Origin of the sequence: Mesorhizobium sp. AR07 (genome assembly GCF_024746815.1) — a bacterium.
GTDB lineage: Bacteria > Pseudomonadota > Alphaproteobacteria > Rhizobiales > Rhizobiaceae > Mesorhizobium.
The window spans coordinates 473368-493537 of the sequence record NZ_CP080528.1 but is presented as its reverse complement, the minus strand read 5'-3'; the positions used below and the strand labels follow the sequence as shown (position 1 = coordinate 493537).

At 61.0% G+C, this 20170-nt stretch carries 18 protein-coding genes and 1 pseudogene; 17 read left to right on the top strand and 2 right to left on the bottom strand.

The genetic code is table 11. The features are described from left to right. Positions 1 to 283: 283 nt before the first annotated feature. From BPNPMPFG_RS38580 to repC, 3 genes and pseudogenes are all read left to right on the top strand, one after another. On the top strand, positions 284 to 718 hold the full coding sequence (locus tag BPNPMPFG_RS38580; protein ID WP_258599030.1) for a DsbA family protein: 435 nt from the start codon (positions 284 to 286) through the stop codon (positions 716 to 718). A gap of 92 nt (positions 719 to 810) precedes the next feature. Then, positions 811 to 927 (top strand): annotated as a pseudogene (locus BPNPMPFG_RS38575) (cytochrome c biogenesis protein CcdA); the annotation flags it as partial. 1 nt (position 928) lies between these two features. Beyond that, positions 929 to 1504, top strand: a complete 576-nt coding sequence (repC, locus tag BPNPMPFG_RS38570) for a replication initiation protein RepC (RefSeq protein ID WP_258599029.1) — start codon at positions 929 to 931, stop codon at positions 1502 to 1504. 57 nt (positions 1505 to 1561) lie between these two features. On the opposite strand, the gene BPNPMPFG_RS38565 is transcribed toward repC, so the two are convergent. Beyond that, positions 1562 to 1771: a hypothetical protein gene (locus tag BPNPMPFG_RS38565; RefSeq protein ID WP_183465670.1), complete on the bottom strand. Its 210-nt coding sequence runs from the start codon at positions 1769 to 1771 to the stop codon at positions 1562 to 1564. 748 nt (positions 1772 to 2519) lie between these two features. Further along, complete coding sequence (gene hemN / locus BPNPMPFG_RS38555) at positions 2520 to 3869, bottom strand: oxygen-independent coproporphyrinogen III oxidase (RefSeq protein ID WP_258599026.1); 1350 nt, start codon at positions 3867 to 3869, stop codon at positions 2520 to 2522. A gap of 157 nt (positions 3870 to 4026) precedes the next feature. Here hemN and BPNPMPFG_RS38550 point away from each other — a divergent pair, with 157 nt between their 5' ends. The 14 genes from BPNPMPFG_RS38550 (at position 4027) to BPNPMPFG_RS38490 (ending at position 19893) form a co-directional block, all read left to right on the top strand. Then, positions 4027 to 4773 (top strand): Crp/Fnr family transcriptional regulator, encoded by a 747-nt coding sequence (locus BPNPMPFG_RS38550; protein WP_258599024.1) that lies wholly within the window; start codon positions 4027 to 4029, stop codon positions 4771 to 4773. A 667-nt stretch (positions 4774 to 5440) separates the two neighbouring features. Then, the gene (ccoN, locus tag BPNPMPFG_RS38545) at positions 5441 to 7072 is read left to right on the top strand and encodes a cytochrome-c oxidase, cbb3-type subunit I (RefSeq protein WP_258599022.1); all 1632 of its coding nucleotides are present in this window, start codon (positions 5441 to 5443) and stop codon (positions 7070 to 7072) included. Beyond that, positions 7063 to 7794, top strand: a complete 732-nt coding sequence (ccoO, locus tag BPNPMPFG_RS38540) for a cytochrome-c oxidase, cbb3-type subunit II (RefSeq protein ID WP_183455149.1) — start codon at positions 7063 to 7065, stop codon at positions 7792 to 7794. Before ccoN ends, ccoO begins: the two co-directional genes overlap by 10 nt. Positions 7795 to 7805: 11 nt before the next feature. Beyond that, entirely contained in the window at positions 7806 to 7955 is a 150-nt protein-coding gene (locus tag BPNPMPFG_RS38535) for a cbb3-type cytochrome c oxidase subunit 3 (protein WP_095496049.1), read from the top strand. A 2-nt stretch (positions 7956 to 7957) separates the two neighbouring features. After that, positions 7958 to 8821, top strand: a complete 864-nt coding sequence (gene ccoP / locus BPNPMPFG_RS38530; RefSeq protein WP_258599019.1) for a cytochrome-c oxidase, cbb3-type subunit III — start codon at positions 7958 to 7960, stop codon at positions 8819 to 8821. Between the two features lie 205 nt (positions 8822 to 9026). Beyond that, on the top strand, positions 9027 to 10586 hold the full coding sequence (gene ccoG / locus BPNPMPFG_RS38525; RefSeq protein WP_258599017.1) for a cytochrome c oxidase accessory protein CcoG: 1560 nt from the start codon (positions 9027 to 9029) through the stop codon (positions 10584 to 10586). Further along, the gene (locus BPNPMPFG_RS38520; RefSeq protein WP_258599015.1) at positions 10583 to 11080 is read left to right on the top strand and encodes a FixH family protein; all 498 of its coding nucleotides are present in this window, start codon (positions 10583 to 10585) and stop codon (positions 11078 to 11080) included. The genes ccoG and BPNPMPFG_RS38520 overlap by 4 nt, the downstream gene beginning before the upstream one ends. Then, the gene (locus BPNPMPFG_RS38515) at positions 11077 to 13362 is read left to right on the top strand and encodes a heavy metal translocating P-type ATPase (protein WP_258599014.1); all 2286 of its coding nucleotides are present in this window, start codon (positions 11077 to 11079) and stop codon (positions 13360 to 13362) included. Before BPNPMPFG_RS38520 ends, BPNPMPFG_RS38515 begins: the two co-directional genes overlap by 4 nt. Continuing rightward, positions 13359 to 13514 carry a cbb3-type cytochrome oxidase assembly protein CcoS gene (gene ccoS, locus BPNPMPFG_RS38510; protein ID WP_095496053.1) on the top strand — a complete coding sequence of 52 codons (156 nt, stop codon included), beginning with the start codon at positions 13359 to 13361 and terminating at the stop codon, positions 13512 to 13514. Before BPNPMPFG_RS38515 ends, ccoS begins: the two co-directional genes overlap by 4 nt. 298 nt (positions 13515 to 13812) lie before the next feature. Continuing rightward, complete coding sequence (locus tag BPNPMPFG_RS38505) at positions 13813 to 14283, top strand: substrate-binding domain-containing protein (RefSeq protein ID WP_183465677.1); 471 nt, start codon at positions 13813 to 13815, stop codon at positions 14281 to 14283. Further along, a complete protein-coding gene (locus BPNPMPFG_RS38500; RefSeq protein WP_258599012.1) occupies positions 14280 to 16178 on the top strand; it encodes a glycoside hydrolase family 127 protein in 1899 nt (632 codons plus the stop codon). The genes BPNPMPFG_RS38505 and BPNPMPFG_RS38500 overlap by 4 nt, the downstream gene beginning before the upstream one ends. Before the next feature lie 56 nt (positions 16179 to 16234). Then, positions 16235 to 16567, top strand: a complete 333-nt coding sequence (locus tag BPNPMPFG_RS43445) for a globin domain-containing protein (RefSeq protein ID WP_413776952.1) — start codon at positions 16235 to 16237, stop codon at positions 16565 to 16567. Continuing rightward, the gene (gene ubiM / locus BPNPMPFG_RS38495) at positions 16567 to 17748 is read left to right on the top strand and encodes a 5-demethoxyubiquinol-8 5-hydroxylase UbiM (RefSeq protein ID WP_258599010.1); all 1182 of its coding nucleotides are present in this window, start codon (positions 16567 to 16569) and stop codon (positions 17746 to 17748) included. Before BPNPMPFG_RS43445 ends, ubiM begins: the two co-directional genes overlap by 1 nt. Positions 17749 to 17985: 237 nt before the next feature. Next, positions 17986 to 19893, top strand: coding sequence for a putative bifunctional diguanylate cyclase/phosphodiesterase (locus BPNPMPFG_RS38490; protein ID WP_183465680.1), 1908 nt, complete (start codon positions 17986 to 17988; stop codon positions 19891 to 19893). Positions 19894 to 20170 lie beyond the last annotated feature (277 nt).

Genomic DNA, 20170 nt, shown 5'->3' with positions numbered 1-20170 from the left:
ACTCCGGGAAGTGCCGGGCAAGCGATCAAAAGCGATGCCCGGGTTTACGCCAAAGGCACCGTTGCTGCCCTGCTGTTCACTGTTAATCGGAGACCGCCCCATGTCCAAGCCAACCCCCGGCCTTGTCGTCACGATCGCTCTTTTAGCCCTCGCCTGCTTTTTTCCGCGCTGGGGGCGCTACATCATCCTGCTGTCATAGACTACCTGCAGCAGCTCGAAGACCGACGCCAGCTCGCGGCGGAATTGAAGATGCTCATTGCCGCGCGGCGCGACGCACTGTTCAATGACCCCGCTGCGCCAACCGCTGGCAATCCGGAAGGCGACGTCGCTCTGGTCCACCTTCTTTGACTACAACTGCCCGCCTTGCCGGAACGCAGCCCTCAATATCCAGCAAGCCATCAAGGACGATTGGAGTCTGAAGCTTGTGTTCAAAGAGTTTCCGATCCTGGGACCGGCTTCCAAATTCGCCGCGGTGGCGGCGCTCGCCTCCCACAAACAGGGAAAATACGAGGCGTTCCACCGTGCCCTCATGGGTTTCCACGGCCTCGTCAACGAAAGGTCCACCTTGACGATCGCAGCACATGTGGGCCTCGACGTTGAGCAGCTCAAGCGGGACATGAAAGACCCGGCATCGCAGACGCCATTGCGCGCAATGGCGCGCTCGCCGGCGATCTGTACATCACCGGCACGCCGGCGTTGGTGGTCGGCGATGAAGTGATCTCTGGGGTGGTCGGTGTTGCCACGCTGCAACGCTCCATCGCCGATGCGCGAGCAAAGCCGGAGGGTTGAGACGGTGTTTGAAATTCCAATATCGGCATTTTGACAGCACTGGCGGCCGGTGCAATCTCGTTCCTCTCGCCATGCGTGCTGCCTGTCGTGCCGGGCTACGTCTCTTATATGGTCGGCAACCCGATGGTGCGCCAACGGCATGCCGCAGACCACCCTTCGCCGTCATCTCGCGGTTCTGGTCGAATGCGGCCTGATCATTCGCCAGGACACCCCCAACGGCAAAAGACATGCGAGGAGCGTCGGGGAGGCGAGATCGAGCAGGCTTTCGGCTTCGATGGGGATCCTGCTGGCCGCCTGCCCGAGCATGCGGGAACTCGCCTGCGGCGACGAAATTCGCCACCGGCGGGATTTTCTGGCCGCGGCCGAGCTTGTCCGGCCCATGTTGGGGATCACCCCGAGCGCGTGGCGGGGTGCCTGCGAGGTGCAGGGCGAGCAACAGGCCGCGATCACGTTGGCCGCGATCTATCAACGCGCTGATCAGATCAACAGCGCCGGCGGTTATTTGCGCTGCCTGACGGACCGCGCTGGGGACGGGAAATTCTCGGCCTGGCCGATGATCTTGGCGTCGCTGCTTCGGCCAAACTCGATGCCGAAAAGACGCCCGCGGAGACCGATGGGCCGCCGGATGATGGCAATCGGAGGGAAGGGCGGTTCGAGGGTCTCGGAAACGCTTGTCCCGAGCCTGCGCAGGAATCATGATGCTGGATCGATGTGAGCCCGCGTACCGGCCGTTTCCGTTGGCGCAGCCAGTCATGCAGGCCAAGCCGGTGGCTTATTCGTCGCCTACGAGACCGTCGAACGCCTCAAGCAGCGCCTCGACGATCGCTTGGCCGAGCGCCTGTGCCGTCTCACCCATTTGGGCTTCGTTTCCGTTGCGCGCGGCGGTGGCGAGTTCCGAACCCTCATCCGTCAGGATCGCATTGGCCCGATCGATCGCCCATTGCGCAAAATCGTCCCGGCTGTCGATGATCCTGGTTTCCATCAATGCGCGCTCCCGCGTTTACGATTTGTTTGCCCAATTCGGGCTAGGGTTGAGATGCGCGATGGGTACTGCGTTCGCGCCATAACATTTCTCGATCCTTGCAGCGAGGCCTGACCGAGCAAGCCGTTCCGCCTCGCCCGGTCGAGGACCGCCCGGTCGAGGAGGTTCTTGACGGATGAGGGCCCCCATTTCCTTGCGCCGCGCGGTGCCCGTCATGAAACCTTCGTGCTGGTTGGCGATTTCGCGCAGCGTGAGCTGTGGGGGACGAATGATTTCCGGCAACTAGCTGCATGAGGCGATGCTCGGGAAGGCCGGCGGGCGCATGAGACGCCCGCGCCGAGTTCCTCGACGATCCTTTGGCAGCCGGCCACTCCCTCTGGTCGACGGGAAATGCGAGTTTGCGTCTTAGCGGCCATTTGCAGCCCTTGGGAGATCGTTTTGGGCCGGATTTCCAAGCATGGATGGTACGGCGTCTCTTGAGGTTCTGCAGACGTTGCAGTCTACCAGCGCGATCAGGCCATTCGGCGATAACCCACAACTCCAGCTCCCCTAGAGACAAGAAGTTCCTCTCACCCCGTTGGAGGCGGAACATATAGTTGCTATCGTCCTCGACCTCGCGCCAGCCCGGACGCTTATGGCCAAAGACCTTCGTATCTGGTCCGCAATGCGACGGTAGCCGGTGAATGGTCAAAACGTAGCGCAATCGGTTCACGATCGATTGAAAACCGTGACCGTTCCTCTGCGGTGCTCAGACTGCCACCGAGTGCCTGGCCGTTCCACTTTCGAGATATTTGTCGAACTTCGCCGCAACGCTTCTCACGAAGGGACGGCTTTCCGGCAGCACGACGAAACTGTCGCCTTGGAGTTCAAGCAGTCGAGCAGGATCCCGAAGAGCGATTGAGCTTGCCTGAAAAAGGAGCTTTTGGCCGGCTTGCCCGAAGCTCTCCACCAGGTCGATCGCCGAGAAGGCGAAATCGCACATCAGCCGCTCGATGATCCAGCCACGGACGCGATCGTCGTCGGAAAAGGCGATGCCGCGGACGGCGGCCAGCCCGCCATTGGCGACCATACGTCCGTACTCAGCGGTCGAAGGATTGTTCTGCAGGTAGCCCTGGCGAAACCGGCTGATGGACGAAGGACCGACGCCGATCAGCGTCTCGCAGCGATCCTCTGTGTAGCCTTGGAAGTTGCGATGCAGGGCCCCTGTGGAGGCCGCCACCGCCAGCGCATCGCCCGGCTTGGCGAAATGGTCGAGGCCTATTGCTTCATATCCCTTGTCCAAAATCGCCCGCGCGGCGAGTTGCGATTGCGCGAACCGCTCCGTGGGACCGGGGAGCCAGGCCTCGTCGATCATCGTCTGATGTTTCTTGAACCAGGGCACGTGAGCGTAGCCGAACAGCGCCATCCTGTCCGGTTCCAGGGTGAGCGCCTGCGCGACGGTAGAACACAGGCTCTCGCTGGTTTGATGCGGCAGGCCGTAGAGCAGATCCAGATTGACGGACTCGACGCCGCGGGAACGAACTCCGTCGACGACTGCCTTGGTCTGCAAAAAGCTTTGTTCGCGGTTGATCGCCTTTTGCACTTTCGGATCGAAATCCTGCACGCCGAGGCTCGCCCGCGTCATGCCGATTTCGGCAAGTGCATCAAGGCGTGCCTCGTCCATATCGTTCGGATCGATCTCGATGCTGATTTTCGTATTTGGAACAAAATCGAAGCTGTCCCGCATGAACGCGCCTAGAGCCACCATATCCTCGGGCTTCAGCATTGTCGGCGAGCCGCCGCCGAAGTGGATTGCGCGGACGAAGACCTTGCCGCTGATAAGGGCGGCAACCGTCGCGATCTCCGCGCGTAGCGAGCGCAGATAAGCGGTCACCGGCTCATAGTGGCGCGTCTGCTTGGTATGGCACGCACAGAACCAGCAGAGTCTGTCACAATAGGGAATATGCAGGTAAAGCGATATCTCGTCACCGCCTTCGAGGGCCTCCAACCAGCCTTTCTGGACCGCCGCATCGACGCCCGGATGGAAATGCGGCGCGGTCGGGTAACTGGTGTAGCGGGGGACGTTCTCGCCAAGTCTGGCAGTTAATTCCGGTCGCATGTCGTGGTCCACCATGTTTTGAGTCGCCGGAACTCTGGACGCGTCGAACAGCCAAAGCCCTGATTTCGGTCAACCTCCAGCACGGACAAACTGCCGCAACGATTTTTCTACCGTCGATTGCTATCCTGCCGGCACTGGGGATCGGTAGAGCGATGGAATGACAGTACGGCAAGATATTCATAGTTCCGGCATTCCCGTTCTTTGCCTACCTTGCGAGGTACGGCACCGCGGCGTCTGCGGTGCGCTCGATCCAGACGATTTGGCGCGACTCGCCAAGACTTCGTCGCGGCACAAGATCGAGCCGGGGGTCGAACTGATCGGCGACGCCGAGGCCGTCGACAGCTATTCAAACGTGCTTTCAGGCGTGGTGAAGCTGACGAAGAGCCTTTCGGACGGCCGCCAGCAAATCGTCGGCCTCCAGTTCGCACCGGATTTTCTGGGACGGCCCTTCAAGGTGAAAAGCGCGATCAATGCGGAAGCGGCAACCGCTGTCTCGCTGTGCTCGTTTCCGAGGGCGGCCATCGAACGGATGATGAAGGAATCACCGGAACTTGAGCATCGCCTGCTCAAGCAGACGCTGAACGAACTCGACGAGGCACGCGAATGGATGGTGACTCTGGGGCGCAAGACCGCACCGGAGAAGGTGGCCAGCTTTCTCCTCATGATCGCCCGGAATATCGATTCCAGTGTTGGCCCGGCGGCCAGGTCGGCGTGCTTCGATCTGCCGCTGACGCGTGCCGAGATCTCTGATTTCCTTGGACTTACAAACGAGACTGTGAGCCGCCAGCTGACCAGACTGAGAATGGACGGCGTGATCCGGATCGAGAACAATCGCCGTGTCACGGTGGACAGCGTCAGCCGGCTGGAGCAGCGCTGCGGCGGCCGAGGCGCAACCGCCCTTTAGATGAGACCTAAGCGCGCGGGGCCGTCGCCTACTCCGACCCGCAGCAGGATTTGTTCGCGTTCGAAAGCGATGTGTGTCGCCGCAAGCCTTCGAAGAAGCCGCGCAGAATGAAACCGACGGCGTCCGCATTCTCCACCGTCTCGCCATGGCCGATCGCTAGCAGAATTCAGTCACCTCACCAGCAAAGCACTCGTCTTCGACGTGTTCGGCGCGCAACCGCCGGGTAGAAGCGAGGCTGGCGTCGCCGCCAACGACAGCGGCCTCGTAGGCGGGAAAGGCGATCGTTTCTTCATATTGATGAACGCTTGCGCAACAATGGGAGGATTGCGTTGGCCGTGCCGAGGCACTTCAGGCGATCGACGCTGGGCAGCGCATCAGCGATATTTTCCTAAGCATTGCAGAGCTGCAGTTTTCCCTGTGCGCGCGCTTTATCACATCACACGGAATCGCCTCCACGCCGGCCGGCCCGCGGACGCCGGACTTGTCCATGAGCGGGGCGGCCCGTGCTGCGTTTCCTCGTTCAATCGCCTCCTTCTGATCGCACCGAACTCGATGCTGCCCGAAGCAAAATCGTGCGATCTGACATGGATCAGGGCGAGCAGGCGGCGGCTGCGCAATTAATGCACTGCGGATTTGGGTCCGCCGGAATTGGAGATCGGTACTTGCGATGAAATTCGGCACAGAGATCGTCCTTCTAAGCCTGTTTGCTTTTGCGGCCCTGGTGGCTGCCGGCTTCGGCGTAGATGAACCTTTTCGCCAGCATATGTGGGTTTTGTTCTTCGCCGTGGCTGGCTTCACTGCGATCCTGTTGCGCAACACGGAGTTTACGCCAGCAGTTCCGATCCACCCCGCCGCTTACATGGATGGGCCGATACGCTACGGGGCCGTCGCAACGGTGATCTGGGGGGTCGTAGGCATGCTGGTCGGTGTGGTCATCGCGCTGCAGCTCGCCTATCCGGATCTCAACATCGAGCCCTGGTTCAATTTCGGTCGCTTGCGGCCGCTGCATACGTCGGGCGTCGTTTTTGCTTTCGGGGGCAATGCACTGCTTTGCACATCCCTGTATGTCGTGCAGCGCACCTGCCGCGCCCGGCTGTTTGGCGGCGATCTCGCCTGGTTCGTGTTCTGGGGCTATCAGCTTTTCATCGTCATGGCTGCGACAGGCTACCTGCTCGGAATCACCGAGAGCCGCGAGTATGCCGAACCCGAATGGTATGTGGACCTGTGGCTGACCATCGTCTGGGTCGCCTATCTCATCCTGTTCCTCGGCACGATCCTGAAGCGCAAGGAACCGCATATCTACGTCGCCAACTGGTTCTATCTGTCATTCATCGTGACCATCGCGATGCTGCATGTGATCAACAATCTGTCGATGCCCGTCTCGTTCGTTGGCTCAAAAAGCTATTCCGCCTTCTCCGGCGTACAGGACGCCCTGACGCAGTGGTGGTACGGCCACAATGCCGTCGGCTTCTTTCTGACTGCCGGCTTTCTCGGCATGATGTATTATTTCGTGCCCAAGCAGGCGAACCGACCGGTCTATTCCTACCGCCTGTCGATCATCCACTTCTGGGCGCTGATCTTCCTCTATATCTGGGCTGGTCCGCATCACCTGCACTACACCGCTCTGCCCGACTGGGCGCAGACGCTTGGCATGGTGTTTTCGATCATGCTCTGGATGCCCTCCTGGGGCGGCATGATCAACGGCCTGATGACGCTGTCCGGCGCCTGGGACAAGCTGCGCACGGATCCGATCATCCGCATGATGGTGATGGCCATCGCCTTCTATGGCATGTCGACCTTCGAAGGCCCGATGATGGCGATCAAGACGGTCAACTCGCTGTCGCACTATACCGACTGGACGATCGGGCACGTCCACTCCGGCGCGCTTGGCTGGGTTGGCATGATCTCGTTCGGCGCGATCTATTTCATGGTGCCGAAGCTGTGGAACCGCGAGAGGCTCTATTCACTGCGGCTGGTCAACTGGCACTTCTGGCTGGCGACACTCGGAATCGTCCTTTACGCGGCGGTGATGTGGGTCTCCGGCGTCATGCAAGGCCTGATGTGGCGCGAATACGACGAGCAGGGCTTCCTGATCTACTCCTTCGCCGAAACCGTCGCCGCCATGCATCCCTACTACATCATGCGTGCCATCGGCGGCGCGATGTATCTGTCCGGCGCCCTTATCATGGCCTGGAACATCGCCATGACCATCTTTGGCTACCAACGCGAGGAGGATCCGATGCCGGGCGCCATCCCCGCCCTCGAGCGTGCGCGATCAGGAGCCGGAAAATGGGCTTGATGGACAAACACGCCATCATCGAGAAGAACGCCACGCTTCTTCTCGTTGGCTCCCTTCTGGTGGTGACGGTCGGCGGCATCGTCGAGATCGCGCCGCTCTTCTATCTCGACAATACGATCGAGAAGGTTGAAGGCATGCGGCCCTATTCGCCGCTCGAACTCGCCGGACGCAACATCTATGTGCGCGAGGGCTGCTACCTCTGCCACAGCCAGATGATCAGGCCGTTCCGCGACGAGGTCGAGCGCTATGGGCACTACAGCCTGGCGGCCGAGTCGATGTACGATCACCCTTTCCAGTGGGGATCGAAGCGCACCGGACCGGACCTCGCCCGGGTTGGCGACCGCTACTCGAACGAATGGCACGTACAGCATCTTGCCGATCCGCGCTCGGTGGTGCCGGAATCGATCATGCCGAGCTACGAGTTCCTGAAGAATACGCCGATCGAGGTGAAAGACTTCTCGACGCATCTTATCGCAAACAGGCGTGTCGGCGTCCCTTACTCCGATGACATGATCGCAAACGCCAATGTCGATCTGATGGCGCAGGCGGATCCCAACATCGATACGTCCGGCGTTGAAGCGCGCTACCCCAAGGCCAAGCTCGGCGACTTCGACGGCAATCCGCAGCAGGTCACCGAAATGGATGCCTTGGTCGCTTACCTCCAGATGCTTGGCACATTGGTCGATTTCAAGACCTACGACGAAGCCGCCGGCTACCGCTGAGGAGTGTGATCGTGGACTACAATTTGATGCGGGAATTCGCCGACAGCTGGGGCCTGCTTGCCATGGCGCTCTTCTTCGTCGGATGCGTTGCCTTCGCGCTTCGCCCTGGCGGCCGCAGGCAAGCTGACGAAGCCGCTCGAATTCCTCTCAAGGACGATTGATCATGAGCAGCGAGCACATCGACGAAGTCTCGGGCATCTCAACGACCGGCCATGAGTGGGATGGCATCCGGGAGCTCAACAACCCACTTCCGCGCTGGTGGGTCACGACGTTTTACATCACCATTGTCTGGGCGATCGGCTACACCATCGCCTATCCGGCATGGCCAATGCTTACTTCCGCGACCAGAGGTGTGCTCGGCTATTCGAGCCGCAACCACGTCAAGATTGAACTGGCGGCCGCCGAAGCCGCCAAGGCCAAATATGTCGCAGCGGTGGAATCGAAAACCGCCTCGGAGATTGTTGCCGACGACGCATTGCGCGAGTTCGCCGTCGCTGCCGGCGGTGCGGCATTCAGGGTCAATTGCGTGCAGTGCCATGGCTCCGGCGCGCAAGGCTCCAAGGGTTTTCCAAACCTCAACGACGACGATTGGCTGTGGGGCGGCAGCGCTGAGCAGATCCAGCAGACGATCACCCACGGCATCCGCTTCGCGTCAGACCCGGATACGCGCCTGTCGGAAATGCCGGCTTTTGGCGACATCATCACGGCGGACGAGATCGCACAGGTCAGCGCCTACGTTGCCAGCCTGTCCGGCCTGGTCCGGGACGCAAGTCTGATCGAGCCCGGCGCCAAGGTTTTCGCGGAAAATTGCGTCGCCTGTCATGGCGACACAGCAAAGGGCAACAGGGAACTCGGCGCGCCCGACCTGACCGACGCGATCTGGCTCTATGGACCGGGCGAGACGGCTATTGCTGCGCAGGTCCGCGCGCCGAAGCACGGCGTCATGCCGGCCTGGATCGGGCGTCTCGGCGAGACCAAGGTCAAAGAACTCGCAGTCTATGTGCATTCGCTTGGCGGCGGAGAATAGGAACGGAAGCCTATTCTCGGCCCTCCCCGCCAAGCGACGGGGCCCGGCTTGCGCCGGGCCTCGACACCATTCCGGCGTCCGGCGAATGACTTGCATCAACGCGGTGCAATTCGCCATGCGGCAAAGCGTGCTCAACGTGGCCATCAGCCAGAACCGATCGGTCGGGCTTCCGCCGCGAAATCGTCGCTGGTGACTGGAGCTTCTCGTGCTTGAAAACACGCAAATTGAACGGCTCGAAGCCGAATCGGTCAACTCCGCCAAGGCCCGTCCGCCGCTTTATGCCCCGCGCAAGAAGGTATACCCGAAGCGCGCTTCAGGCAGCTTTCGCCGCTTCAAGTGGCTGGTGATGGCAATCACGCTGGGCATTTACTACTTGACGCCCTGGCTGCGATGGGATCGAGGGCCGTTCGCGCCTGATCAGGCCGTGCTGGTCGATCTTGCCAACCGCCGCTTCTACTTCTTCTTCATCGAAATATGGCCGCAGGAATTCTACTACGTGGCTGGCCTGCTGGTCATGGCCGGCATCGGCCTTTTCCTGGTCACCTCCACAGTTGGTCGGGCCTGGTGCGGCTATACCTGCCCGCAGACCGTATGGGTCGACCTGTTTCTGGTCGTCGAGCGCGCGATCGAAGGAGATCGCAACGCGCGCATGAAACTCGACGCCGGACCCTGGACAGCGCGCAAGCTTATGCTGCGCGTATCGAACCACGCCATATGGCTGGTCATAGGGACGGCGACCGGGGGGGCCTGGATCTTCTATTTCGCCGACGCGCCAAAGCTGATCGGCGAAGTCTTCACCGGAACCGCCGCACCCGTCGGCTACATCACCATCGCCGTGCTGACGGCGACTACCTACACATTCGGTGGACTGATGCGCGAGCAGGTCTGCACCTATATGTGCCCGTGGCCGCGCATTCAGGCGGCCATGCTCGACGAGAATTCTCTCACGGTGACCTACAATGATTGGCGCGGCGAACCTCGTTCGCGTCACGCCAAGAAGGTTCAGGCCGCTGGGCAGCTGGTCGGAGACTGCGTCGATTGCAACACCTGTGTCGCGGTCTGCCCGATGGGGATCGACATTCGCGACGGCCAGCAGCTCGAATGCATCACTTGCGCGCTCTGTATCGACGCCTGCGGCAGCGTCATGGCCAAGCTCGGCAAGGAGCGCGGGCTGATCTCCTATGCGACGCTGTCCGACTACAACGCCAACATGGCGGTGGCGACCGGGGGCGGCTCCAGCGCGGCGAAGCCTTCGCTGGTGCGCACTGCCGACGGCGCTTTCGCCGACAGGTTGGCCCATTTCCACATTCGCAAGATCTTCAGGCCGCGCACGTTCGTCTACATGGGTGCGTGGTCGGCGGTCGGTCTCGCCCTGCTCTATTCGCTGCTGACGCGCGAGCGGCTCGAGGTCAACGTTCTGCACGACCGCAATCCGCAGTTCGTCGCGTTGTCCGACGGTTCGATCCGCAATGGCTACACCGTCAAGCTGCTCAACATGATCCCCGAGCCGAGGACGATCGTCGTCACCATGCAGGGCCTGCCGGAGGCCGAGATGAGCGTCGTCGGGATCGACCTGCCTGCGGATCGCTCCTTTGCCATTGCGGTCGAACCCGACCGGCTGAAGATGCTGAAGGTTTTCGTTCGCCAGCCGGCGGAACAGATCAAGGGCCAAGCGCAAACATTCAAATTCCGGGTCGAAGACAAGGCGAGCTTCGAGTCGGACGAATACACGGCCACTTTCAACGCACCGGAGATCGTCAGATGAGCGCCGATCCGCAGAAATCCCGCGAATTCACCGGCAGGCATATGTTGGTCACCATTCTCGCCTTTTTCGCTGTGGTCATCGGCGTCAATCTGACCATGGCGACACTCGCCAACACGAGTTGGACCGGCCTCGTCGTCGAAAACACCTATGTGGCCAGCCAGCAATTCAACAGGAGGGCCGAGGAATGGCGCGCGCAGGCCGCGCTCGGCTGGACTGGCAAACTGACGATCGCGTCGGGCGAAGTCCGTTACAGCCTCAGCGACGCCGTCGGCAAGCCGGTCCCGTTGCACAGCGTCAGCGTCCTGTTCCGTCATCCTGCCTATGAGGCCGAGGACAAGTCCATCATTTTAACTTTCGCAACGGATCAGGAATTTGCTGCGTACCACACGCCCAAGGACGGCGTCTGGATCGTCGAAGTCGATGCCGACGCCGGTCTCGCGGAGCCCTATCGGGAAGTTCACCGTATCATCATTTCCCAAGGTGTGCTGCAATGAGCTGCTGTGCACCGGGCGCCGAAATGGCGCTGGATGTCGCTGGCGCCGCATCCGTTTTGCCGTCGAGCCAAGAAATCAAACTGGCGAGCCGTTCGCTGGGCGGCGACCTGTATCAGACCGATCTTTCAGTACCGGCGGTTCATTGTGCAGCCTGCATCCGGGCGATCGAAACGGCGCTTGGAAAGCTGGACCGGGTCGAGGGCGCCCGCGTCAACCTGTCGACGAAACGGGTTTCGGTCCGGTGGCGCGGCGACGAGGTTCCGCCATTCGTCGCCACACTTGGACGGCTGGGTTATGACGCACACCTGTTCGAACCCGAGGCTTACGGCAAGGACAAGACGCTGTCGGAGCTGATCCGCGCCGTCGCGGTTGCCGGCTTTGCGGCCGGCAACATCATGCTGCTTTCGGTGTCGGTCTGGTCGGGCGCCGCAGGCGCGACCCGCGATCTGTTCCACTGGGTCTCGGCGCTAATCGCTATTCCCGCACTTGCCTTCGCCGGCGGCATCTTCTTCCGTTCGGCGTGGAATGCGCTGCGCCACGGCCGCATGAACATGGATGTGCCCATCGCGGTCGGGGTGTCGCTCGCCTACGCCATGAGCCTTTACGAGACCATCAACCATGGCGACCACGCCTATTTCGACGCGTCGGTATCCTTGCTGTTCTTCCTGTTGATCGGCCGCACGCTGGATCATGTGATGCGCGAACGAGCCCGAACCGCCGTGAAGGGCCTGTCGCAGCTGGCGGCGCGTGGCGCCATGGTGCTGCGCGGCGATGGCGCGCGCGACTATCTGCCGGTTGGCGAGATCGAACCTGGCATGCAGCTGCTGATCGCGGCCGGCGAAAGGATCCCCGTCGACGGCAAGATCATTCGGGGATCTTCGGATCTCGACTGTTCGCTGGTTTCCGGTGAGAGCACTCCCAGAACCGTGGCGTCAGGGGAGGCGGTACAGGCCGGCATTCTCAATCTCACCGGCCCGCTGACCGTCCAGGCGACAGCCGCCGCAAAAGATTCCTTCCTGGAAGAAATGGTTCGGCTGATGGAAGCCGCCGAGGGCGGTCGCGCGCATTATCGCCGGATTGCCGACCGCGTTTCAGCGCTTTATGCGCCAGTGGTTCACCTTGCCGCCTTCGTAACGTTCGCGGGCTGGATGGCGGCGACTGGCGACTGGCACAGGGCGATGACGATCGCCATCGCCGTCCTCATCATCACATGCCCATGTGCGCTCGGCCTCGCCGTGCCGATCGTGCAGGTGGTCGCCGCGCGGCGCCTGTTCGAAAGTGGGATCATGGTCAAGGATGGCTCCGCTATGGAGCGGTTGGCGGCAATCGATACGGCGGTGTTCGACAAGACCGGAACGCTCACGCTCGGACAGCCCCATCTCGTCAATGCGCCGTCGATCAAGCCGGCCATGCTGGCAATCGCGGCCGACATGGCCGCGCATTCCCGCCATCCATTTTCAAGGGCCATAGCCGGCTTCGCGGGCTTTGCCGGTCAGCCGAAACTCGAATCCGTCAGCGAGCATCCGGGCTTCGGGATCGAAGCCACCGCGGCGGGCAGCACTTGGCGACTGGGCCGGCGCGGATGGGCTGGATGGAGGGCCCGAACCGGTGGCGAAGGCAAACATGGCTATGGCGGAACGGTTCTGACGAAAGACGGGATCATTGTCGCGTCCTTCGTTTTCGAGGACGCACTGCGTGCCGACGCCAGGGCAGCCATTGTGCAGTTGAACGATGCCCGGGTGTCCATGGAGATGCTGTCGGGCGATACAGCAGCCGCTTGTGCCGATGTCGCAAAAGCATTGGGCATCGACCGCTTTGTTCCAGTCCTGGTTCCGTCCGGCAAAGTCGAGTGCATCGAAGCGCTGGCGAGAGCTGGCCACAAGGTTCTAATGGTTGGCGACGGCCTGAACGACACGCCTGCGCTGAGCGCAGCACATGTCTCGATCGCGCCGGCCACCGCTGCCGATATTGGCCGCAACGCCGCGGACTTCGTGTTCCTGCGCGAAAGCCTTTTGGCCGTACCCCTTGCCCTGGACGTCTCCCGGAAGGCCGGGCGGCTGATCCGCCAGAACATCGCCATCGCGATCGTCTACAACACCATTGCTGTGCCGATCGCCATTCTGGGGCACGTCACGCCGCTGATCGCGGCAATCGCGATGTCTGCTTCGTCGCTGCTTGTCATCGGAAATGCGTTGCGCCTGCAGGGTTTTGTGCTCGCCGAGGTGACGGGGGCTCCCTCGGCAACGCGTGCGGGCATTCGCGCATCGGTGCAGCCGTCATGACGACGCTCGTCTACCTCATACCAGCAGCTCTGTTTCTTGGCGCGCTGGGGCTGTCCGGCTTTCTGTGGGCCTTGAGGAGTGGTCAATATGAGGATCTTCACGGGGCCGCTGAGCGCATCCTCATCGACCGGGACGACAAGCCGGAACGCTGACCCAGATCGCTGTGCCGACGACTGTGCGGATGCCGGTCGTCAGCCGAGACGGCTTGTTCGGGAACAAAGTGCTGAGGCTCCACAGCTAGCTTAGCTAAACCGCGCTTGACGCCAGATTGTGAAAAGCCCCTGTCGCTCGAAGGACGGCGTCGCCCGGATTTGTCATGTCTGGCTGATCCAGATCAAGGTTATCTCCTCATCGGCGTGGTTTCGTCGACCAGCCTTTCAAGGGAGAACGCATGTCTAACGGACAGTTTAGTCGTCACCATCAGCGTCTTGGCGGTTTTTGGGTTTTTTCATGGTAGTGGTCGGCTCCTTCAATGGATCGCGCCGCCGAACACCTCGGCGACCGGTCTGGATCAAGACCGACACGAAGAACGGCCAAAGCCAAAAGTCAGCCGAGGCGTTGGGGCGCGACACGGCGGCCAGATTGTTCTCGGGACCGCAAACGCCGAACGCGATCTTCTGCGGCAACGATCAGATCGCCGGCGGCGCGTGCGACACGCTGCGCGAGATTGGCCTGGCAGTACCTGCCGACGTAGCCATCGTCGGATTTAACAACTGGGACGGGATGGTGCTTGCGACGCGGCCGCGGCAGGCCAGCCTCGATGAGAACCTGAACGCGCTCGGACGCGACGCTGGTGACAGCGTGCTGGAGATGATCGCCGAGCGGCGTCAGGCGTCGACCGTGTTCAGTGGTCGTGCGGGCATCGTCGAAGCCGTGAGCACGCCAATGCACTTCATTGCAGGAACGGATGCGTTCCAATGAACGAGTTCAAGCCGGTTCAGTTCGTCGATGTCGCGCTGGAGGGGCAATTCTGGCGCGAGCGGCTTGAGACTGTGCTGACACGGACCATCCCCACCCAGCACGTCCAGCTTGGCAAGCACGGTATCCTGCAGTCCCTGACATTGCCGAACCCGCCGCCGCTGAGCTCCGCGCCCAACCAGCACAATTTCGTGCAGGTGTTCTGGGATTCCGACGCCGGCAAGTGGATCGAGGCGGCATCCTATGCGCTGTCACACAGGCCCGACGCCGACATCGAGGCCAGGATCGAAAAGATCGTCGACGATCTCGAAAATGCACAGGCTGCCGACGGTTATCTGAACTGCTGGCACCTGCAGCGCGAGCCGGACAAGCGCTGGACCAACCTGCGCGACTATCACGAACTCTACAATCTGGGACATCTGCTCGAGGGCGGCATCGCCTACTTCCTCGCGACGGGCCGGCGCCGGCTCCTTGACATCCTTGAGCGCTATGTCGACCATGTGCGCAAGACGTTCGGTCCGAACCCCGGCCAGAAGCACGGCTATTGCGGCCATCAGGAGATCGAGCTTGCCCTCGTTAAGCTCTATCGCTTGACGGGAGCGAGAAAGCATCTCGAACTCGCGGCCTATTTCATCAACGAGCGCGGCCGCCAGCCGCACTACTTCGATCAGGAAGCGGTCGCGCGCGGGGAGAACCCTAGTGAGTTCTGGGCGAAGAGGTATGAGTACAACCAATCGCACAGGCCAGTGCGCGAGCAGACCAAGGTGGTCGGCCATGCCGTTCGGGCGATGTACATGTTTTCCGCAATGGCCGACCTCGCGGCGGAACTGAACGACGACGGCCTCAAGAAAGCATGCGAGGAGCTCTGGGCCGACGTCATGACCTCGAAGATCTACATCACCTCCGGCTTGGGTTCGGCTGCCGCGAATGAAGGCTTTACTGAAGACCACGACCTGCCGAACGATACGGCCTATGCGGAGACCTGCGCCTCGGTGGCGCTGATCTTCTGGGCGCATCGGATGCTGCATCTCGATCTCGACGGCCGCTATGCCGACGTAATGGAACAGGCGTTGTTCAACGGCGCGCTGACCGGCCTGTCGCGCGATGGCGAGCACTATTTTTACTCCAATCCGCTGGACAGCGATGGGCGACACAGCCGATGGGCCTGGCACACATGCCCATGCTGCACGATGAATTCGTCGCGTCTCATCGCTTCGGTCGGAGGCTATTTCGTGTCGGCCAGCGAAGACGCAATCGCCTTCCATCTCTATGGCGGCATTTCGACGAACATCCGGCTTGCTACGGGAAATGTGTTCCTGCGGGAAACCAGCGCCTATCCATGGTTCGGCTCGATCAGGATCGAGGTCAGCCCTGACGCCCCGGCCGAGTTCGCCGTGAAGCTTCGCATTCCCGGATGGGCGCACGAAGCCGAAGCCTCGGTCGAGGGACATCCGATCGACGTGGAGGCATGCACCAGGAATGGCTATCTTTCGATCTCGCGGCTATGGAATGCCGGAGACACGATCACCCTCGAGCTGCCGATGCCTCCCGAGCGCATCTATGCTCATCCCAAGGCCAGTCAGGACGTCGGCCGGGTGGCGCTCAAGCGCGGACCGTTGGTCTATTGCGTCGAACACGTAGACAACCCCGGGGGGCGAGTGCAGCAGATCAAATTGCCGCGAGACGCCTGGATCGAAACGGAGGAGCGGGGCGATCTCTTCGATGGCGTGGTCACGCTCACCGCCCCCGCGAAGCGCGTCGTAGACCAAGGCTGGGGAGACAGCCTGTACAGGAATGCGCCGCCCGTCGTTTCCGACTGCAGGCTAATCGCCCTGCCATACTTTCTTTGGAACAATCGGGCGAAAGGCTCGATGCAAGTGTGGCTGCTGGAAAGCTGAATTCGGCGCTGTCGCCGCATGGATAGCCCTCTTATCAACTCAAGAATGCCGACAAGATGCAGCCAAGAAACGTCTCGGATAGCATTTTCCCTCATCTCGGGCGCGGTCCAGCGATCCGTGCCCTGGTTTTCGAGTGCCACGACCGGATTGAGACCGGCCCTGCCAACAGGGGGGCATGGCGCTGGCTGGGCGGACCCAAAGACTGGTGCGATCAGCTGCGTCCGTGTTTGATAAGACTGCATCCTTCGTTGCCGATTTATGCGGACGTTCATGCACAGTGGCTTGAGGCGACGCGGCGGGCACTGGAACCCCGCGCCATCCGTCCACAGTTTGCGGCTCAACTCCATCGGCATCTCACGCAGATAGCCGACGCGATGGCGGCACCCTGATGGCCGGCTCCAACGAGAGTTTCGACATCGTTATCGTCGGAGGCGGGCCGGTCGGTCTTTCCTTCGCCGCGTCGCTGGGGCAGAGCGATCTGAAGGTGGCAGTTGTTGAACAGCAGTCCTTGGAACGGCTGGCGAATCCAGCTTTCGACGGTCGCGAGATCGCGCTGACCTACGCCTCGATTAGAATCCTTCGCGAGCTCGGCGCCTGGGATGCCATCCCCGCTTCGCACAAATCACCACTGCAAGGCGCGCGCGTGCTCAACGGATCGAGCCCTTTCGCGCTGTGTTTCGATCCTCCCAGGGGATCTGGGGAACCACTCGGGTTTCTGGTCCCAAATTGTGGCATCCGCGATGCCCTGTTCAAGATCATCCGGTTGCAGGATCATGCCCGGCTGATATGCGGCCACTCGGTCGTCGGTGCAACAAACAGCCACAAAGGAGCAGTCATAACGCTCTCCGATGGCAGGCAATTGACCGCTCGGCTTCTCGTTGCAGCGGACTCGCGTTTTTCCGCCACGCGCGACCTGCTCGGCATCGGCGCCGACATCAATCGGCTCGGCAAGGCGATGCTGATTTGCCGGGTAAGGCACGAGCGCGTCCATCAGCAGATCGCAGTCGAATGGTTCGATCACCATCAGACGATAGCGATGTTGCCGCTCATGGAAGGCGTGTCGTCGCTGCTACTCACTTTGCCGTTAAACGAGGCCGATAGACTGCTTGCTTTCGACGACGATTTGTTCCTGATGGAATTGACGAACCGGTGTCGAGGGCGCCTCGGAGAAATGACCTTGGCAAGCACCCGCCATAGCTATCCGCTGGTCACGACGTGGGCGCACAAGTTCTGGGCACCGAGCGCCGCACTCATCGGCGACGCCGCCATTGGCATGCACCCGGTGACCGCGCATGGCTTTAACATCGCCCTCAGTGGCCAGAAGCAACTCGCCCATAGAATCCTGACAGTATGTCGCGACCGGCGCGACATTGCCGATCCCGACATGCTCCACAGATACGAAAGCTGCCTGCGCCGGTCGGCGGCACCGCTCTATCATGCTACGAACATCCTCGTCGGACTCTACTCAGGCGAGCACCCGGCGGCACGGCTTGCAAGACATGCGGGGCTTCGCTTTGCCCAATATCTTCCCTTTGTCCGCCATGGCATTTCGGCCATGCTTAGGCGATGAAATCACAGACGGTCTCGACTCCTGCCGTTAGCAATGCTGCGTCCATGTGTCGTTGCGAATGCTCGGAATGATGCGGATCACGCGCGGCGCGGGCAAGACCTCAATGATCAGCCGGCAATGTTAAGAGGAGGCATACGAGCCGCCGCACCAGCTACCACGCTTATTAGTTAACCCGTCCTTCAGTGGGCTTGCATAGGCTTGCGCTGCGAAGAAGCCTGGGAAGCAAGCTAGCAGTCCATGGACCTGAAGAAAGAAGACACGCTGGAGGCCAAAATCCGTCAGGATCAGCTTGCTGACCTGAGGGCTGGTCTCTTCGTGTCAATGCCGATCAGCACCGTCCTCTCAAGCCTTATTTTGACGGTGCAGGCCCTTTCTGGCGGCGGCTTTGGCGCCGCGATCTGGTTCCTGGTCATCAATGCGATAAATGTCGGCCGCCTTGCACTCGCCCGTTATCAGCTAAAGCAAACGGGACACCAGGACGATCTGACAGGGATTTCGCCGCGGCTTCGCTGGTTTGGCATCCTTGCTCTTCTGGCAGGGTTTGCCTGGTCCTTTCTTGCCGTCCTTACGGTTGGATACACGACACCTCACGCACCGCTGCATCTGATTATTCTGGCAGGCATCTCAGCTGGTGCTGTTACATACGGCAGTTCATACGCTGCGGCAGCGACCAACTTCATCACACCCCCGCTCCTCATCACAGCGGGGTGCTTGCTGGCGAAAGGCAACTTTGAAGGGTACGTTCTTTCTTTCGCCGTTCTGCTCTTCCTGGGCGGCCTGGTTCGAGCCGCGTTTGTTGGACAAGCGCGCTTCCGCGAAGCGAGCCGCCTGAGGCATGAGGCCGAGCGGCTTGCGGCCGAAATGGAGGCCAATTCCAGGCAGGACCACCTGACGGCCCTTCTCAACAGGCGTGGCCTCGAACACGCTATCGGTCGGTTCGAGACTGCAGACGGCCCCTTCGTTGCAATGCTGATTGATCTAGACGGGTTCAAATCCGTCAACGATACGTACGGTCACAGGACCGGTGATGATCTGCTTGTCAGGATCGCCCGCCGGATAGAGCAGGAAGCACCGGAAGGCTCAACGCTCGCCCGAATCGGCGGCGATGAATTCGTGCTGTTTTTTCCCTCACTGGTGGATTCGCTTTCTGCCAGTGATCTCGCCTCCAATATCATAGCCAAAATTGCCCGCCCCTATCCTGAGGTCGCGTCCGTCCGGGTCGGGGCATCGATAGGAATATACTTGGCGGAGAGCCCGGGACTGACAGAAATGTTGTTGCGGGCGGACATCGCCCTTTATACAGCCAAGCGTCGTGGCAGGAACGAGTTTTGCCTGTTCGATGCCGACCTCGACAGGGAACTGCAACGCCGCCAGTCTATCGAACGCGACCTTCATTCAGCGGTAAAGACGAGAAGCTTGGCACCCTGGTTCCAGCCCATCGTGAAACTCGACACCGAGGCCGTGGTCGGTTTTGAAGCCTTGCTAAGGTGGTCCCATCCGATTCATGGTTCTATCTCTCCACCCGAAATCGTCACAGCCGCACGCCAAACCGGAATGCTTCAGCTGCTGACCCAAACGGTCTTCGCCGACTGTTGTGCACTTATCGACGGCATGGTGAAAGCTGACTGTCGTGATCTTCGTGTGGCGATGAATGTATCACCGCGCGAACTGGAAGCCGGCGATATCGACGACATGGTTCTGGATGGTCTGGCGGCAAAAGATCTCCCTGCAACGATGTTCGAAATCGAGATTACTGAAGAATCCCCGGTGGACCCGGACAGGGTGGATGAAAAGCTCGGACGGCTTTCACATGCCGGCATTTCCATCGCGCTCGATGACTTCGGCACCGGCTTTTCCACCTTGGCATCGCTCAAGGACAGCCGGATACGCAAGGTGAAAATAGACCAAGGCTTCATTCGCGGCTTGGCCAAGTCCCGAGAGGATCGGCTGCTTGTCAAAACGGTCATCGATCTTGGCAGGACGCTCGGGATCGACGTCATGGCCGAGGGCGTCGAAACAGAGGCGGATCGGCAAACTCTGCTCGAGCTTGGCTGCAGAACCGCTCAGGGCTTCCTGTTCTCCAAGGCGGTGCCTCTGAACCAGGCGATCGATTTGGCAGTAAAAGAGCACGCAAAGGAATTGTGACCGGCACGCGTCGCGCAACACCAGTATCTGCCGGGTGAGGCTTTGAACTCAGCAAGGCTCATTCGCGAGAGCTCGATCAGCGTGTCGCCAAGCCGAGTTGCACTGGGCAAGCAGCGCCCGGCCGGCGACGGAAAGGTGAACTGCACCTGGCGTTCGTCGCGGAGCCGAGCTGGCGGATGACCAGGCCAGCCTGTTCCATCCGACCAGAGGTATCACCGCGCTCGATTCCAGCGCCAGCATGCACGCGATGGTGCCGACCGACATGCCGTCCGCCGCC